The organism is Moritella sp. 24 (assembly GCF_018219155.1).
Taxonomy (GTDB): domain Bacteria; phylum Pseudomonadota; class Gammaproteobacteria; order Enterobacterales; family Moritellaceae; genus Moritella.
Genome location: NZ_CP056123.1, coordinates 1,963,331 through 1,981,427, shown reverse-complemented (window position 1 = coordinate 1,981,427; position 18,097 = coordinate 1,963,331). Strand labels below are relative to the sequence as shown.

Below are 18,097 nucleotides of genomic sequence, written 5' to 3'. Positions count from 1 at the left end.
AGCTCGTTTTTTAACTGTTTACATTATTTAACACACCTTTTTAACTACACTTAACATGATGAGGGTGATATCGTACCCTACCATAAATAGGTAGTTACAAGATAAATAGCGCAGGATTCATGATGAAAAAATATTATCTACTGTTACCTTTAGTGGTTATAAGCACATTTAATCTCGGCTGTTCGAGCAATCCTTATGGTGATAGCTACGAAGTTGCAGACACTCGAAAAGTTCAAACGGTTAACTATGGTGTCGTGATTAGTACTAAACCTGTGAACATTGAGGGTGATAAAGGAAGTAGCACTGTTGGTACAATTGCAGGCGGTGCTGTCGGTGGAATAGTCGGTTCTAAAGTCGGTGGTGGCACAGGCTCTATGATCGCTTCTATCGGCGGAGCAATCTTAGGTGGCTTCGCAGGTAATCAAGCAGCACAAGAAATAACAAAACGTCACGGGGTTAATTTAACCATTAAGCTTAATTCAGGTAAAATAATTTCAGTTGTACAAGAGGTCGATCCTGATATGATATTTAGAGTCGACCAAGCTGTTCAAGTCAACCAACAAGGTGGTTCTGCACGGGTCGTCCCGTTTTAAATACTGACTTTATTGTCCCACAAGGTGTGAGAACAGCAGAACTAAAGTATACGTATGGATACTTTAGCACAGATAGAACAGCTGTAAAAAAGGGTTAATCCCACGTCAGAGATTAACCCTTTTTATTAATCGTTAATTTAAATAGCTGTGACATTCGTTGCACAAGGGCCCTTTTGTCCGCTACCTACTTCAAATTCGACTTTCTGACCATCCTCTAAGGTTGCATAACCAGACGTTTGAATTTCGGAATGATGGACAAACAGGTCGTTACCACCTTCGTCAGGGGTAATAAATCCAAACCCTTTGTCAGCATTAAACCACTTAACTGTACCTCGACTCATAACGCTTTTTTCCTCAACTTGTTTTATCTTCGAATTAAGCTTAGTTGAGGGGGACTTTTTGTCCAGTTTAGATCTTGAAAGGTGCGAGCGACGTTTACACAATGCAAACTATATTCGTTGGTTATATTTATAACCTTATTTTATGATCTATTGATGGACTACATGAAATCGTTCTAAAACAAGCACCATAATTTCACTTGGCTTAATACCTAATTCGTCGCACTCTCTAGCAAAGAAATTCCAATGAGCTTTACGCCACCATTCAAGAGAACGGTCTCCCTCCCCTTCTGCATAAGCAAATTCGGCTGTTACTTCGTTATATCTACAAATTACAACTGAGTCTATTTCGATAATACAAATTGGTTTTCCACTCCAGTCAACGACAACTTGTAAATGACTAACGGTTGGCATTGGCTCTTCACCTGATTCATACCAATGATTTAGGCTGCAAGTTGCTGTCTTTTGACCTGTTCTAATTAATTCAGCACATAGGTTGGCATTATGTTCATCACCACAGAAATAGTCTGAGCTGAATGATTGATATTTTGAGCGTTCAGACTCTTTTAGAGCACTGAGGTATTTATCCAGATACGTTTGTGACAGTTCTTCCATGAGTTCCTCTCATTACTTTAAGGTCAGTTCGAATCCGGCACCCGACAAGTAACGTGACCTATTCTTATTAATTACAATCGCTTACTTACAACTTGTTAACGCGTATTTATCATATAGGAAATCAATTAATAGGGAAATCTAATGATTAAAAAAGCATGGCCGTTATTGGCTCTCACTTCATTTATGTCTACAGCAGGAAGCAACCAATATGACGATATAGTCATTCGTGATGCTCTAAAAAAAATAACGCTAACACCCACAGTTGAAGAATCCGTCGATTTAGTGAGTAACTCTATGGATTGGTATTTATTTTATGGAGGGAAAAGTTTCACAGGTGAGAATAAATATATTTCTGCGCCATATTTAATTAACGGTGCAGTACATAAGTGCGCTACGCCAGCAACAGCTAGCGACTGTAAATCCTCATATATTTCACCGTATGATTATACTTTTATCGACAACAATGAAAATCATAAATCATCTTTCCAAAACGTGAACGCAGAACAAACATCCATTGGTATTCAACATTTATTAAAGAATACAGGTGATGGTTTCGGCTTTGATGTGAAGATTCCAAACACAGGAAGATACATAGTCACACTATTTCATAAGGGCTGGAAGTCATCGAGTAAAATGAGTGTTTGTACCGCTTCTAACTGTAAAGAACAATTCTTAAAACAAGTCATAGGTAGTCATCAGTTTTTCTCAATAAACAAGGTTGAAGTTGAAGTGACGACAACAAACAACAACGAAACTGTTCAGTTTAACTTTAAGCGTCAAGATCGTCATTACGATTATAAAGGCACGCAATGGCAAGTTTTAGAAGCAGTTAAACTAGAGGAAGTACAATGAAATTATTAAAAACTATCGCCGCTTTATCACTTATCCCAACCACTTCATTTGCTATCGGTTTACTGGATAAAGGGGCTGATTTATACGATACCAGTAGTTTCCGACATAGTATGCAAGGAAATGGTTTCGCTGTTGTAAAAGGCAGTTGTTGTACAGGTACACTGATTGACCCATATTGGGTTATTACTGCTAATCATGTTAGCTCTTCGAGATGGTCAGTAAATAAATATGAAGAAAAAACTGAAGGTAATTACACCCTTGTCGCCCAACAAAAAACAACACTTGATATGTTTAATGATCCCTGGGGAGAGGTAAAATGGATCATTAAAGACAAAAATGGCAAAAACCGAGATCTTGCAATATTTAAGCTAAACAAACCATTTGATATAATAAAACCTGCTGAAATTTATGATTTTAGAAAATTTGGCTATGATCTAGGTGGTAAACTTGGCTACGTACCTAATCGCAGTGGTGGACAACAAATAGTAGGCTCTTTTACTCACAGAGCAGATAAAGATTATAAAACGTGGGATAAAGCTGGCTGGCTTGATGTTAGTTATACAGGGTTGCCTCATACCAAATATGAATCCGATATTGCAAGTGGAGACAGTGGTTCGGGTATATACGTTGAACATAATGATAAAATATATTTAGTCGGAGCAATGGCAATGACCTTCTCCGTAGGCTCAAGAAAAACGGGTCAATCTGGTATCAGTGCGTCACACTACTTAGAGCAGATTGAAAAGATAATGGCAGATAATGCTTACATCAAATCTTTACCACTACCAGAGTGGGAAAGTGAAACAAGTAACCTGCAAGAAGTTTTCCATTCATCACCATATTTCACCAATTCAGTTGAAGAGTCATTCGAATCAATGGTTGGCGATAAATACAGAATATCATTTGATGCCCGCTATACGGTCAAATACGATATTGAAGTTGAAGGCAGAAAGATAGCTTACGACAGAACTCAAAACGATGAGGTGCTATACACGGAATTGGTATCTACAGATGGGGAGTTAAACATTAAACTAACCAACAAGAATGATATTAAAGACGGTATCAAAAACCCAGCTGACTTTTCTGGGATCTACATTCACAAGCTGTAGCGGATTAGCTTTAACGCCTCCTTCTTTACGAGGCGTTGTTTCGGTACTTGTCAGTTGAATTAGATTCAATAACAAAAGTAACACTTATTACTAAAATAAAAGGTGAACAATATAATAGTGTATAGTTTAAATGTTACATCTGGCATAATGCCCCCGTTATTACTAAACGAGTCATCTAAATGCCTAATAGAAAAATGCACCATGGTTTTACTTTAATAGAATTAGTTATCGTGATTATAGTGTTAGGCATAATATCAGCCGTTGCTATTCCTCGATTTATCAACCTTTCAAGTGATGCTAAAGTCAGTGTTTTAGAGTCGATCGAAGGTAATATGAGAAGTGTTGCTTCTATTGTTCATATGAAAGGCATAATAGAAGACACCCCCGATAGAGCTATCGATGCAGATAGAGCTATCGAAACGAATTTAGGACTCGTCGATTCTTGGTATAAATACCCTGAAAGTATCGGTGAACAAGGTAAAGGTTATGGCATTGTCCAGCTAATATCGTTAGATCATGACGGTATTGAAGTTTTTGCTGAAAACAAATCAAATCCAGATTGCTGGTCTGTAAAGGTGGGCTATGATGAAGCCGTTTGCTATGTTCAGTATAAAGAAGCATGCAGTAGCGAAATTCCACCAGAGATAACGGTAGTATCAACGGATTGCTAGTCAGTTGAATATTAGAAGCATAAAACGAAATAACAAACAGGTTTCTTTCTATGCTTCTAACTATGCTTCTAATCAAATTTAAAATAATACGCTTATAAAATGTAAGACACGATCAAGCCAATTCTAAGTCTATCCACGTATAGTGCCCTTCACTATTAATCTCTCCGGTTTTGATATCAATACCCTCAGAAAATAAGGGACTATCAAATACAAATGTATGAAACTCACCGTTCTCACCACAAGGATCTATTTCTTCAGGTAAGCTTGCAATAAAGGCCTCGTCAAAGACTTTACCAACATAATCCGCAGACAGACGACGCGGGTCAACACAAGTCACGATCGCTTTTTGGCCACCAGCAATCATGTCGTGCGCAAGTTGATGGGTATCTCGCTCCCACAACGGAAAAATAGCGTCAATGCCAGTGCCTACAAGGTTATTCACACGGTAGTTTTTAATATCCGCTAAAAACAAATCGCCATACGCAAAGTTAACAACCTCGCGTTGCTTTGCCTTTTCAACAAACGCATCCATTATCGCTTCATATTCAACATTACTACACGGATAAGGAATCTCTATAATATCCAGCGGTAAGTTCATTGCCGCAGCTTGGCGTTGTAACAACTCAATACGCACAGAGTGAACCGCAGTACGTTGATACTGCGCATTGACCGAGCAAAATAAACCAACGATCTCGATAGTTGGATCTTGTGCCAGTTGCAGACATGTCCATGAAGCGTCTTTACCTGTACTCCACGACACCAATGTTCTTTTCTTATCCATGATTTAGCCCACTCTTCTCATCTTATTTATAAGCACAATGACGGCAGTTATTACCACAACAACGTGCACGTTTTAAATGATACCATTCGCTAAATACGTACAGCCCATTTTCAATGGTAAAATCGACATTCTCAACCAATTCTGTTTGATGACGATAAGGTTCAGCAATGGCTAAACGCGCCTTGGGTGATCCAGCAGCATCTAACTGCTTGATGATCTCTGCACCCACGGCTTTCGCCAAGCAAGATTGACACAAGCAATCACTAAGCTCGTCCAACGGCATAACTGCGGGTAGCGATTGACACCAGCAACCACTTTGCTCAGTACTGCTAGTCTCACTCGCTGCAGTCACGCCACAACCAAACTCGGTTTGACACTGTGAGCAGGTTTTCTTAATACTAACTAGCTCTGCTTGCATGCTATTCACTTCATTTTGTTCGATATTATTCACTGCGGTATCGACGACTGGCTTTGCCATTTATACGTTCTCACTTTCATTCGAATTTTGTTGTTGCCATGCTTCAATAATAGCAACAAGTTGATCTAAACCGTCAGTTAACGCAGCTGGCCCAGGTTGTAAAATATTGGCTGATTTAACTTCGTATAACTGATTATTCTTTACTGCCTTAATAGTATCCCAGCCCTCTCTTGCAGCGACATTCTCAGGTTTAAACTTACGCCCACACCATGAACCGATAATGATATCCGGATTCGCGTCTACCACAATACTTGGATCGGCAATAATACGGTTCTTTGCTAATGACTCTTTAGCCAAGTCAGGGAAGCACTCTTCACCCCCCGCAATTTCGATTAGCTCTGATACCCATTGAATACCCGACATTAATGGATCATTCCACAATTCGAAATACACTTTAGGACGTTGACTATGTTTAGCTGCGTTCAGCTTGATTCGCTCTATCTTAGCCTCGATCTCTTGCAGCCAAATTGCCGCTTTATCACTCGCACCTACAAGGCTTGCGAGCATCATGATCATACTAAATACTTCATCTACAGAACGTTGATTAAAGATGTGAACCGCAATCCCCTGCTTAATTAGTGAACCCGCAATGTCAGCTTGCATGTCAGAAAATCCAAGAACGAGATCAGGTTTTAAATCTAATATTTTATCGACTTTAGCAGAGATAAATGCAGATACTTTAGGATGCGCTTGTCGCGCGTGTGGTGGACGAACAGTAAAACCTGAAATACCGGCTATACGAGATTCCTCGCCCAATATATACAACATTTCAGTTGTCTCTTCTGTCAAACAGACAATCCGTTTCGGGTAGTAATCCTTCATTTATTTATACACAGTCTAATTCGAATGGCGAAAGTATATCTTGTTTATAAGAGCCTGAATACCCAGCCATCGTGAGATTATACCTCTGCTCGATAGCTGGGTTACTTTATACTATGGCGCTTAAAGTCCCATGATATAACCAAAGGCGATAAAGCTAGCAACGACAGCCATAATCGGTAATTTCAATGTACGTAGTGCAAAGAAACCAATAATCACAGCAGCCATATCAACAGGGCTTACTATCGCAGATGTAAATACCGGACTATAAAGGGCTGACATCAATAAACCGACAACAGCAGCATTAATACCCCATACCGCACCAGCAACCTTAGGTTTAGCCGCTAACGATTCCCATGCACCATGGAAACCAAGTACCAGTAAGAAACCCGGTAAGAAAATAGCAACTGTCGCAATTAACGCCCCCGCTAAAGGTGAACTCGCTAACAAGTCAGCACCTAAAAATGCCGATAACGAAAACATTGGGCCAGGTACAGCTTGAGCTGCGGCATAACCCATTAAGAAACGGTCTGTATCAATAGCGTCTCCTAATGCTTGCTGCAGCATAGGTAGTACAACATGACCACCACCAAATACTAAACTACCTGACTGATAAAAATCAGCAAAAACAGTTAACCACGCTGGTGAATTCGTTAATAACGGTAATCCCGCAAATAACACCGCAAATATAGCCAGTGGTAAATAATTAACACGACCCTTTGACGTAACAGATGTTGATGCTTCACTTGGTTTTTTAAGTTGCATTCCAACAATACCAGCAGCAATAAGTACCAGCATTTGCGTTAATAAACTCGGCGCGATCAATAATACAGCCGCAGTAACAACACAAATCGTCACCGTACTGCGTTCTTTACAAAAACCTTTGTACATATTAAGCGTTGCATCAGCAACAACCACAACTGCTAACAGCTTAAGTCCATGCGTCATGCTCACTAGCCATGCAGCGTCTTGTGTGGCATTTGTTGTCGCTAGAATATAGAGTAGCAATACAGAAGGGAACGTGAATGCTATAAAAGCAGTAAAACCACCAATAACACCCGCGCGACGTAAACCGATAGCAAAACCGATCTGACTTGAGCCTGGGCCAGGTAAAAACTGACTTAATGAAATTAACCTTGCATAGCTTTCGCTATCTATCCATTTTAATTTTTGAACGAATGTTTTCTCAAAATAACCTATGTGTGCAGCTGGGCCACCAAAACTGATCCACCCCAATGTAAAAAACTGCCAAAATACTTCCAAAACTTGCTTCATTTCTTTGCCTTTCCTAGCTGTTATGCGATACCAATTTCGCGTGATTATTATATTTCACTTTTGTTACAGATATATGACAAAAGTGAAAGCTAGCAGGCTCTTGTATGGGGAGTAAACACTATCTCAGTCGCTTATACCTTTGTTAACGATAAACGCGATATCAAGGGGGCAGGGATTAAATGGGTGTATAACTGATTTCACCTTTATAAGGTTCATAATTTAAGGCCATAGTAGCGACTATGTCAGCAGGTACATGATGCGTACTCACAAACTCTCCACAGCAATGAATGATGTGTTTGTCTATATTGTAGTCTGCGGCAATGTCCAATAATGTCGTTAACTCCCACATTTTAATGGTGGTATTACTGACAATAACGGACTGCCCCGCTTGTAATGCGGCACGCATTTTTTTCTGACAGTATTGATGTGCCAATTTTATCTTTTTACTATCGTAAATATATCGACCTTGCTTATTAATGAAGTAATGGTCTGCCTCACAATGCACTGCGTTTGGGAGTGACAGCAGAAAGCGTTGAGCCAATGTTGATTTTCCAGAACCGGGAATACCACGAATAATAATTAAGCAAGGGTCAGAAAATGGAGACAAATCAGATAACAAAGACATAAGACTCAAAATGGTAAATAACTAAAGGCCTTTATTATAAATAATCTCATTAAAACAAATCAAGCAAGATACATACGCACATCGGCTATAAACAATACAGTCATTGAAAATAACGCCGCACCAAGTGTTGATTAAATGTAACGAAATATCACAACCCATCAAAATTCAATAAAAATACGAATATCATTTTATATTTGAAAATACGGAAAATCATATACCATTGATTAAAAGCGATAATTAATCATACAGCCACACTTAAAAACAAATCAAACTGTTACTCAAATGTTAAATTAATCATATTTAATATTGCGCTGCCTCACACAATACGTGACACCCTGTTAACACTTAAGTATGAATGTTCTAGACTCTCAGCTAATGAATTTACTGGTCAGACCTAATTAATCATTATAAATAGATAATATACACTAAGTAAAACAGCATATTATAACTACTTAGTGGTAAAGGTGTTATCTAAATTGTACGAGAGAATAGTTAATTGAAACAAAGCAGATTACAAGGAGAGTAAATGCGTAGATTTAATATAACAGTAGGATGCATTCCGCAGACCAATCCCCATTTAACTCATCATCTAAGTGCACTATCACTATATTCAAAATTCGGAGTTACTAATGAAAAATAAAAAAATTCTTGCTCTTGCCATTGCAAGCACACTTGGATTAACAGCTTGCGGTGATGACTCTACAGCTCTCCGTATTGATGACACTATTACCGATTCACTTAATCGCCAATCAAGCATTGCATTTGATGTCGTGTCTTCAAATAAGAAAATCTCTATACCTTCTTATCTATTAATGAATACATCAGATGGTACATTAGATATACCGACGACAGGTGATCTAACTGACCGTAGTAACCCAGCGGTTGCAATGGGTGATACCGACGGGTGGAGTCCAACACAGCCTTTCACGATTGAATTAGACCTACCAGCTAATGTAACACTCACAACTAATACAGCATTGCTTAATGCAGCTGTAAAAATCGCTAAAGTAACGGTCAATAATTATGTGATGAGTAACCCTGTTGCTTTAGAAGCCAGTAAGGATTATACAGTCATCTCAACAGGTACTTCTCTAGCCGTATTACCACTAAACGGTAGCTTAGATCATGACAGCGATTATATTTATGCGATTACAGATGCGCTCGTTGACAGTTCTGGTGAAAAATTGGGTATGTCATCGAACTATGCAGCGCTTAAAAACAAAGAGATTTCTCAAGTCGGTGGTGCGTTAGAAGTACCGCAAAAAATCGTTTTACAAGCCGAAGGCTTAATGGACGGTTACGGCATCGCGAATTATGAAAACATTATTTACTCAAGTTGGTTTACTACGTCATCGGCTGGTGATGCGCTGTTCTTTACCAAAATGGCAACAGCAAAAGCGCTAGAAGCTATATCATTAGGTGAAACCGCAAGTGCTATTTGGCAAGGCAGTGCAAATCCAAAAGGTTTAGATCTGACCGGTCTTTACAACCCAATGGCAACAGAATTAGCACCAGCAACGCTTGCATCAATCATGTTAAAGTCAACTGGTGTCGATATTGCAGGAACAGATACTGAAACTTATTTAAATAGCCAAATCACTGCACACACAGGTAAAATTAAATTGCCTTCGTTCTCAGAGGTTGATGTAGAGGAGGATAAATGGAAGAAAATACCTTGGCAAAGTGGAATGCCAAGCCTTGCGATTATCTCTAGCGTACTAAACGGAAGCGATGAAGCGAATAAAAATGAACTTGCTGGGAAATTAATTACAGCAGGTATTGATCCCGGTAATCTTGCGGATCCAACAGAACAGCTGAAACTGGTTGGTCAATCATTTACGGTTGATGGTAAGCAACTTGATTCTGAACGATTAATCACAAAATATAGTCCTTTACCACAAGTTAAAGCGGTTGAAGATATTAACTTCTTATTAATTACACCTACATTAGATAAAGATGGCGCACTTGTTACTGCTGATAATCCCGTACCAGTCGTAATCTATCAACATGGTATTACGTCTATAAAAGAAAATATCTTAGCATCTGGTAATGCGCTTATTAAAGGCTATGCGATACTTGCAATTGACTTGCCTTTACATGGCGAACGAGCGCTAAGTGATGGAACGGTTACTGATGGTGCAAATGCCGATGTATTCATGAACTTCGAATACTTAACCGTTGGTCGTGATAACATGCGTCAAGCTGTTGCTGACCTTATCGGATTACGCGCTGGTATTAGTGTTATTGGTTCAGCACAAGATTACGCTAAAAGCTTAGGGGGAAATCTTGGTAATAGCTTCGACTTATTAGATACCAAGAAAGTAAGCCTATTTGGTCACTCACTCGGAGCGATGACAAGTATTAGTTTACAAGCGACTATTGACCGCCCTATGCCATCAGGCAATGAACTGTTCGCTATTGATAAAGCAGCATTTGCTAATCCAGGTGGTAGCGTTCCATACCTACTACTTAATTCCGTCGGATTTGGTGGTACAGTTAAGCATGGCTTAATGATGTCTGCTAGTACTGATTACCAAGCCTTCTCTGGTGCATATTGTGGTTCGTTAAGTAACACAATTTGTTTTAATAACTTCTATGCTGGCGCAGCAGCGACACCTGGGGCTCAAGCTCAAATTGACGCTACATTCCAAAGCTTTGCAGTGGCAGCGCAAACAGTACTTGAAACTGCAGACCCATTTGCATTAGCACGTAATATCGATACATCAACCCCTGTTTACTTAGCACAAGTTAAAAATGACATGGTCATTCCTAATATTGTAACAACAGGTACAGGTGAGAATACTGATAATAAAAATGCTGCACCATACTCGCCTGTCGCAGGAACAACACCATTAATAGCGCAGCTTGGTCTAACAAATATCGGTACAGATAATACAACAGATAAGAAAGTGGCTTTATTAAACGCAGGTGAGCATAGCTCTGCGATTGCCTATAACCCCGCTTATCCAGAAGCATACAAAATGTATACAGCTGAACTACAAAGCCACATCACTAGCTTCCTAGCGAGTGATGATGGAAAGACAGCGACTATTCTTGAATCTACTCGACTTGATTAAGCCGTTAATTAAACAATAGCGTTAATACATCCTCAATAAAAACGAAGGTTTAGTGATAAGCCTTCGTTTTTTCGTTTAAATTCCGTTGAACTATTCCAATCATTTGATAACCAATACATAATCCACACAGCAATATATATTTTTACAAAACTTTATACATCCTAGATTCAACAAATAAGTGAAATCATGAATATTAAATTAATTTCAGGCGTTGTTATCGCCGGGCTTGCAGCAAGCTATGCTGGCGGTAAATTTTATATGACAGACAAGGTAGCAACACAGATTGATGCGAAAATCATCGAAATGCAGCCTATGGTTAATATTAAATATAGCGATCTGAGTGTTGAGCCTATCACCCAAAAGATCCAGCTACACAACGTCGTGCTTAGCCCGATTGATAATAGTGCTAAACCAATTACGATTAGTGAAATCACGGTTAACGAATTAGATGTTCAATCAGAGTTCCCTACTGCTTTAGATATCGCTCTTAGCGGGATTTCAATCAGTATTGATGAAGTTGACCCACAAACAGCACTACAGCTTAGCGAACTCGGTTATACCGAGGATATGTTAATCAGCTTATCAACTAAATATACGTACGTGAATAACGTGATGGATTTAGAGTTTGCTTTAAGTTCGAAAGATATGGGAAAAATGGACTACGCATTAAACTTAGCTAACTTCGAGTTTGATCCAAAACAACCAGTAAGCTTGCTATTTTCTTACCCGAACTATCAGCTTAATGCTGCTAAATTCACCTACACAGATGAATCATTTATCAAACGTCTCATCGAACAAGAAGCACAAACAAGTGATATCAGTGTTGAAGAATTAAAACAACGCATCTCAGATAAGATCACTGTGATGTTAGATGCAGACCTTGAAAATGCGAATAATGAATTGAGTGATGCAGAAATAAAACTCGCAAAAAATGCAGCGGAAACATTCATCAAGTTTATTAATGACCCGAAAAGTATCACCGTTTCTATCAATCCAGAAGAAGCTGTTACTTTAGGTGAGATAACACAAAATCAAGCAGACCCTGCTAAATTAATCGCCTTGTTGAATATGGCATTTAAAGCCTAATTGACAGCATGAATTAGTCGTTAATTAAATAGAATAAAGTCAGTCATTTTTGTAAGTGACTGACTTTAATTACTTATACATGAATAGTACAAATAGAGTCTGCTTCAAAATCAAAATCTTCTTTGACCAAATCATTTGCGCATAACTGTTCACGAACTTGTTTCAAACCATTGCGAATAATTTGTCTCACACGTTCTCGAGAAATATCCATTAACTGTGCAATCGCTTCTAGGCTCATCGGGTCTTGCCCCTTAAAACCAAAGCGCAAGCGGATAATATTTTGACTACGTACGGGAAGATATTCTAATAATGCATCCATGTATTCGTAATAGTCGCACTTCTCGTAACGAATGTCTGGTTGGCAATTGGCTTCTGCGGCCACAAGGTCTTTTAAAGACGCGAGTAGATTATCGCCACTCCGGATTTCTTTATCCAGTTCACCTTCGTTAAAGTAGTGACCTAATATATTAAGCACTTTGCGTGGTGAAATCTTTAATTCTTGCGATATTTTTGTAATACCTTCATTGGTATCAAGGTCTAAGCCTAATTGAGATGACGCTTTAAGAATTTGTTTATAGACGCGGGTTACATGGATAGGGATCCGGATAGTACGTGCGTGGTTCATAATATACTGTTCAATATTATTTCTTATCCACCACACTGCATACGTTGAAAACCGACAGCCTCGCTCGGGGTCGAATTTATCTACCGCATGCATTAAACCTGTATTCCCCTCTTGGATGATCTCATCCCAGTCGAGTGAATAATGTTGATATTTTTTTGCCACCATCAGTACCAATCTTAAATTAGACTGGATCATCGTGTCTCGCGCATCTTTATCTCCGTTCATTGCTGCAACGGCGGTATCGTACTCTTCCTGCTTAGACAATAACTGGCTAAACTTTTGTAATTCATCAAAATACGCATCAAGAGCATTATTCGTAATATTATTCATTAATCATCCCTGTTTATGACCCGATAGTTATACTAGCACGATAAGGTGACACGCAGTCTTGTTTATTGTGGTTGATATCACTAAATATAAAATCAAAACAGAAAGTTAGCCTGGCAGGGGTATACTTAAAGAGATAATCTAAAATGAAAATATTAAAGGCTTCTATTTAACAACCCTAATCACATAAAAAAGTACGGCTAGGACGAGATGACATTTCGACTAAGCGCTGTACTTCTTCTTGGATACATTCAACGTTATTCACTAATGTGAGAGCCAATATTTTTTGCGCCCACTCTGGAATATTAGGGTTGATATGATAATAAACCCATTGTCCCTGTCGTCTATCCACAACAAGTTGCTTTTGACGTAATAACGCCAGGTGACGTGATATTTTGGGCTGGCTTTGTTCTAATGCGTGCGTTAATTCACACACGCATAGTTCCTCTTCATGCAGGATCAACAATAGGCTTTTAAGTCTAGTGTCGTCAGCTAAGCACTTGTAAAACTGGAGTAAATCCATTATTCAGTTCACTTTTATGATACAGACCGCCACTCTATATAAACCTTGTTTAGCTGTCAAACGGTTCTAACCAGGTCGACCATCCGTGCGAGCCTTAAACAACATAGGTGCATAATGATAAGCAAATAATCCAAACGAAACTAACCATAAAAGAATACTAAGATTAATAAACGTAAGATAATGCTGAGCCCAAAATATAGGACCAATCACACGTATTACAGCGGCAATAAAAATACTCATGAACCCTAAAAACATGGCTTTTGGTTCTTGTAACATACGGCCAGTATGACCAAGAGAAACACGCGAGATCATCGCCAAAATCAAACCACCCATGCCACCAACAGTCAGTAAATGCCATAAATGACTCACAAATGGCACATTAATAAAATAGCTCATACCGAGTGTAAATAGGCCCGTCCAGATAAAAAATATCGAGATGTGAATAGACCACAATAGTGGCACACCCAAGGTAATCCAAGGCTTCCAGCGGCACCAACGGATCGCTTGGCATACACCAGAAAGCAGAAACAATACGCCAAATACAAATGCAGGCGCACTCAATAATGGTTTAATGAGCAATAATACCGTAATGATACCTAGGCTTCCCGTTGCTAATTTTTCCAACCAAGGCAAAGGTAATGCTTTTGCTGTTTTCGTGCCATTAGCGGTAAACATAGGAACAACACGACCCGCCATCACCGACATTAAGAAGGTCATCAACATGACAGAAGCATAAGCTGCTTGAGTAACCGTCATGTTAGCCAATCCAAGTTTTGCTAAATGCATTTCTACATTAGCAACGGTAAATAACACTAATAAAGGGACAAAAAATAAATTTCTATATTGTTTTATTTTTAACAAAGGTTTGGCTAAAACATAAGCAACAGTAGGAAGAAAACTTAGGTCAATCAACATGATAACACTATCGTTTAACACGTTTGGTAAAAGTAACGCGACTCGCCCAGCAAGCCAAAGCATAAATAGACCTAATAACGGTAATCCTGATAATCCACGAATACCCGTCCAATTTTGAATGGCAGTCAGTAAAAATCCAGCAACAATCGCACAACCAAAACCAAATAACATTTCATGTATGTGCCACCACATTCCGCCACCATAAGGCTGAAATGAAAGATAGCCAGACAACATAGCGCCCCACAATAATAACGCGATAATGCTGAATAATGCGCCCGCTAAGAAGAAAGGACGGAACCCAAGGCGCAACACAGGAAGTATTTTTTGTTCCACTGCCAAGTCTGTAATTTGCATTGATTTAACCTTTACATAAAATTTAATAATACGAAGTGCATTAAATAAGTCATCACTGGTTTCACAGGAAGCAATGATCATCTATTTAGTGTGATTAATAATAAGTATATAGGCTAGCAAAAGGGCTGTAATTGACAAAAGGCAAATACCCAAGTTAATCACTCAAGTATTTGCCTTTTATTAAATAACGAATGTCATTTTATGTAGAAAGTGTATTACATCTTAATTAAACACGGTGATCGCGAGTTCTCGTTCTGCATTCCATCGATAATAAACATCATTATCTAACGAGGCTATTTTAGATCGTTCACTCACTATTTTTGATACTTTACCTTTAGCAATCCATAACCCTAGCATCGCATCAACACCATCTTCACTGAGTCCAAATATTTTGGCTAACTCAACTCGCGTGGTTTTACCGTTAGCAACAAGATGATTTTTCAGGCGTGTTAAAATCATATTTGCCCTGCTCCTCTTCCAGTTTGACTTGGTTACCTTGTTTCTTTAATAGTGCAATAACAATCAGCATTAGCACAGAGAAGAAACTTATCCAGCCCATACTCGATGCCGGATGTGTCGCAAACTCCGCGATTTGGTAATACATACTCGCTACAAAATAGCCAAGGAACATCGTCCACCCCGCAATAAACACGGCAAACGGACGACCAAATTCACGCACATATGCGCCCATAGCCGCTGCACAAGGTGTATACAACAGAATAAAGAGTAAGAATGCAAAGGCTGCGGCATCTGAACTGAAGCTGTCTTTTAAATTACCAAAGATAGTCACATCAACTTCTTGATCGTCTGCAACCGCACTCATATCAGTCAAATCACCCACATCAACACCCAGCGGATCTGAATAGCTTAAATCAGCTAAATTAGCGGGGATTGATAACACCGCTTCTTTTAAACTTGCGAGTAAATCAAATTCTGCATCATCACCTTCTGCACTTGAATACAGACTATTTAAGGTACCGATTACCGCTTCTTTAGCGAATATACCAGTAATAATACCCACAGTTGCTTGCCAATTATCTTCTTTGATACCAATAGGTGAAAGCAACGGTGTCGCTACCTGTGCTACTTGTGATAATACTGACTTTTCAGTTTCTTCATTGCCAAAACTACCATCTGTACCCAATGAATTTAGGAAACTTAAAAACGCGACAACTAATACAATGGTTTTACCTGCACCAAACACAAAACGTTTTAGTTTTTGCCACGTAATAATAAGCATGTTTTGCACTGTCGGTAATTCGTAATCCGGCATTTCCATGATAAAGCTATCACTACGACCCGGGTACAAGCTCCAACGTAAAATCAATCCCGTAAATACAGCAACTAAGATACCAATAATGTATAAAGCAAAAACGATATTTTGACCATGCTCAGGGAAAAATGCAGCAGAGAACAATGCATAAACAGGTAATCGCGCACCACACGACATAAACGGAGCCATAGCAGCCGCTAAACGACGCTCGCGTTCATGTTCTAATGTACGAGTCGCCATAATAGAGGGTACATTACAGCCAAAGCCTAATACTAGTGGTACAAATGCTTTACCCGGCAATCCAATTCTTTGCATTACTTTATCAAGTACAAATGCCGCACGCGCCATATAACCAGAACTTTCAAGTAACGATAAGAATAAATACAAGCAACCGATAACAGGAATAAACGTCGCAACCGTTTGAATACCACCACCAATACCGTTAGCGATAATAGTCACTAACCAAACAGGTAATACATCATCAAGTAAGTAATGCCCACCGTCCACCAGCACACTACCAAAGCTGATATCAAAGAAATCAATGAATGCACCACCGATGTTAATCGAGAACATAAACATCAAGTACATAACAACAAAGAAGAACGGGATACCAATGTATTTATTCAATACAACTTGATCAACTTTGTCACTGAACGAGCGGCTTAATTTCCCTTCTTGACGACGTACTTTATTACATAATTTATGTAAAAAAGTATAACGTACATTGGCAATGTGAAAATCGGTTTCAATCGACTCTGCAATCTCGTTCTTTACTTCTGCAACCTTAATCATGTTATCAAGACTTAACAGATCGACAATTAACGTATCGTTTTCTAAGGCACGTACAGCCAATGAACGTGGCGCTACGTCTTGATCGATAAAGAGTACATCAAGATCACGAATAACCGCTTCAATTTCCTGACCGTAATCCACTATCAACGGCGTTGTTGTTACACCCTTTTGTGCTAATGAATGCAAGTCTTGTTTAAAACTATTAACTTCATCTTTCGCGTTAGCAGATAAAGCTAATACCGGGCAACCCAGTGCTTTCTCTAGTTTTTTAATATCTAAAACTTGACGTTGACGTGCTAAAACATCCATTTTGTTTAACACAACAACCATTGGACGACCGAGCTCGCGCAATTGTAACGTCATATACAAACTACGTTCTAAGCAAGAAGCGTCAACAACATTAATGATCAAGTCTGCGGCATGATTTAACGCGGCTTTAGAAGCAATCATTTCATCAACACTGTTGACTTCATTACTGCTGTCTAGCGCATAAATACCCGGTAAATCCGTTAATAAGAATTCATCCCCAGCATGACCATAACGTCCTGTTTTTTTATCCACTGTCACACCGGCCCAGTTGCCAACACGCTGGTTAGCACCTGTTAATGCATTGAATAAGGTTGTTTTACCACTATTTGGATTACCAATAGTCAGTATTTGATACAACATTAGGCCACCTCAACTTCAATCTGTTGCGCCAACTGCTTACGAATAGCAACCGAAACACCACGTACCGAGATTTGTAACGGGTCGCCCATTGGCGCACGGCGAATTAATGTTACTGGTGTATTGGGCAGTACACCCATCACCATTAGTTTTTTCCGCGTATCTGCTGGTAACCCTGACATATCGGTAATCTTAGCGACAACACCGTCGTTTAATAGCCCTAATTTCATATCTACACCCAATCCTAATGAGAACGATTATTATTAGTAATAATTTTACTCGTACAGTATAAATATCTATTGA

The 18,097-nt window shown here is 39.1% G+C and carries 19 protein-coding genes; 6 read left to right on the top strand and 13 right to left on the bottom strand.

Features of this window, described 5'->3' with window-relative positions; translation table 11 throughout:
- The first annotated feature begins 119 nt into the window (after window positions 1-119).
- Window positions 120-593 carry a glycine zipper 2TM domain-containing protein gene (locus HWV00_RS08950; RefSeq protein WP_255554984.1) on the top strand — a complete coding sequence of 158 codons (474 nt, stop codon included), beginning with the start codon at window positions 120-122 and terminating at the stop codon, window positions 591-593.
- Between the two features lie 137 nt (window positions 594-730).
- Here HWV00_RS08950 and HWV00_RS08945 read toward each other — a convergent pair whose 3' ends face one another.
- On the bottom strand, window positions 731-934 hold the full coding sequence (locus HWV00_RS08945; RefSeq protein ID WP_006033612.1) for a cold-shock protein: 204 nt from the start codon (window positions 932-934) through the stop codon (window positions 731-733).
- Window positions 935-1,081: 147 nt separating this feature from the next.
- Window positions 1,082-1,546 carry an ASCH domain-containing protein gene (locus HWV00_RS08940; protein WP_211685739.1) on the bottom strand — a complete coding sequence of 155 codons (465 nt, stop codon included), beginning with the start codon at window positions 1,544-1,546 and terminating at the stop codon, window positions 1,082-1,084.
- A 141-nt stretch (window positions 1,547-1,687) separates the two neighbouring features.
- Between HWV00_RS08940 and HWV00_RS21475 the strand changes: the two genes are divergently transcribed.
- The 3 genes from HWV00_RS21475 (at window position 1,688) to HWV00_RS21585 (ending at window position 4,178) form a co-directional block, all read left to right on the top strand.
- Window positions 1,688-2,398, top strand: a complete 711-nt coding sequence (locus HWV00_RS21475; protein ID WP_255554983.1) for a hypothetical protein — start codon at window positions 1,688-1,690, stop codon at window positions 2,396-2,398.
- Window positions 2,395-3,507, top strand: coding sequence for a trypsin-like serine protease (locus HWV00_RS08930; RefSeq protein WP_211685738.1), 1,113 nt, complete (start codon window positions 2,395-2,397; stop codon window positions 3,505-3,507). Before HWV00_RS21475 ends, HWV00_RS08930 begins: the two co-directional genes overlap by 4 nt.
- Window positions 3,508-3,686: 179 nt before the next feature.
- Window positions 3,687-4,178: a prepilin-type N-terminal cleavage/methylation domain-containing protein gene (locus HWV00_RS21585; protein WP_304610860.1), complete on the top strand. Its 492-nt coding sequence runs from the start codon at window positions 3,687-3,689 to the stop codon at window positions 4,176-4,178.
- A 112-nt stretch (window positions 4,179-4,290) separates the two neighbouring features.
- Here HWV00_RS21585 and HWV00_RS08920 read toward each other — a convergent pair whose 3' ends face one another.
- The 5 genes from HWV00_RS08920 to HWV00_RS08900 all read right to left on the bottom strand — a co-directional run bounded on the left by HWV00_RS08920 (window position 4,291) and on the right by HWV00_RS08900 (window position 8,156).
- Window positions 4,291-4,959 carry an ATP-binding protein gene (locus HWV00_RS08920; RefSeq protein WP_211685737.1) on the bottom strand — a complete coding sequence of 223 codons (669 nt, stop codon included), beginning with the start codon at window positions 4,957-4,959 and terminating at the stop codon, window positions 4,291-4,293.
- Window positions 4,960-4,981: 22 nt separating this feature from the next.
- The gene (locus tag HWV00_RS08915) at window positions 4,982-5,437 is read right to left on the bottom strand and encodes a DUF5522 domain-containing protein (protein WP_211685736.1); all 456 of its coding nucleotides are present in this window, start codon (window positions 5,435-5,437) and stop codon (window positions 4,982-4,984) included.
- Window positions 5,438-6,226, bottom strand: coding sequence for a cobalamin-binding protein (locus HWV00_RS08910; protein WP_255554982.1), 789 nt, complete (start codon window positions 6,224-6,226; stop codon window positions 5,438-5,440).
- A 153-nt stretch (window positions 6,227-6,379) separates the two neighbouring features.
- Complete coding sequence (gene chrA, locus HWV00_RS08905) at window positions 6,380-7,531, bottom strand: chromate efflux transporter (protein ID WP_211685734.1); 1,152 nt, start codon at window positions 7,529-7,531, stop codon at window positions 6,380-6,382.
- 175 nt (window positions 7,532-7,706) lie between these two features.
- Entirely contained in the window at window positions 7,707-8,156 is a 450-nt protein-coding gene (locus HWV00_RS08900) for an AAA family ATPase (RefSeq protein ID WP_211685733.1), read from the bottom strand.
- A 629-nt stretch (window positions 8,157-8,785) separates the two neighbouring features.
- Here HWV00_RS08900 and HWV00_RS08895 point away from each other — a divergent pair.
- Window positions 8,786-11,233, top strand: coding sequence for a VolA/Pla-1 family phospholipase (locus HWV00_RS08895; RefSeq protein WP_211685732.1), 2,448 nt, complete (start codon window positions 8,786-8,788; stop codon window positions 11,231-11,233).
- A gap of 186 nt (window positions 11,234-11,419) precedes the next feature.
- Complete coding sequence (locus HWV00_RS08890) at window positions 11,420-12,319, top strand: hypothetical protein (protein WP_211685731.1); 900 nt, start codon at window positions 11,420-11,422, stop codon at window positions 12,317-12,319.
- A gap of 73 nt (window positions 12,320-12,392) precedes the next feature.
- Here HWV00_RS08890 and HWV00_RS08885 read toward each other — a convergent pair whose 3' ends face one another.
- The 6 genes from HWV00_RS08885 to HWV00_RS08860 all read right to left on the bottom strand — a co-directional run bounded on the left by HWV00_RS08885 (window position 12,393) and on the right by HWV00_RS08860 (window position 18,024).
- Window positions 12,393-13,274 carry an RNA polymerase sigma factor RpoD/SigA gene (locus tag HWV00_RS08885; RefSeq protein WP_211685730.1) on the bottom strand — a complete coding sequence of 294 codons (882 nt, stop codon included), beginning with the start codon at window positions 13,272-13,274 and terminating at the stop codon, window positions 12,393-12,395.
- Between the two features lie 175 nt (window positions 13,275-13,449).
- Window positions 13,450-13,794, bottom strand: a complete 345-nt coding sequence (locus HWV00_RS08880) for a metalloregulator ArsR/SmtB family transcription factor (protein WP_211685729.1) — start codon at window positions 13,792-13,794, stop codon at window positions 13,450-13,452.
- A gap of 66 nt (window positions 13,795-13,860) precedes the next feature.
- Window positions 13,861-15,063 carry an NnrS family protein gene (locus HWV00_RS08875; protein ID WP_211685728.1) on the bottom strand — a complete coding sequence of 401 codons (1,203 nt, stop codon included), beginning with the start codon at window positions 15,061-15,063 and terminating at the stop codon, window positions 13,861-13,863.
- A gap of 222 nt (window positions 15,064-15,285) precedes the next feature.
- Window positions 15,286-15,522 carry a FeoC-like transcriptional regulator gene (locus HWV00_RS08870; RefSeq protein ID WP_211685727.1) on the bottom strand — a complete coding sequence of 79 codons (237 nt, stop codon included), beginning with the start codon at window positions 15,520-15,522 and terminating at the stop codon, window positions 15,286-15,288.
- The gene (feoB, locus tag HWV00_RS08865; RefSeq protein ID WP_211685726.1) at window positions 15,485-17,797 is read right to left on the bottom strand and encodes a Fe(2+) transporter permease subunit FeoB; all 2,313 of its coding nucleotides are present in this window, start codon (window positions 17,795-17,797) and stop codon (window positions 15,485-15,487) included. Before feoB ends, HWV00_RS08870 begins: the two co-directional genes overlap by 38 nt.
- Window positions 17,797-18,024, bottom strand: coding sequence for a FeoA family protein (locus tag HWV00_RS08860; protein WP_211685725.1), 228 nt, complete (start codon window positions 18,022-18,024; stop codon window positions 17,797-17,799). Before HWV00_RS08860 ends, feoB begins: the two co-directional genes overlap by 1 nt.
- Window positions 18,025-18,097 lie beyond the last annotated feature (73 nt).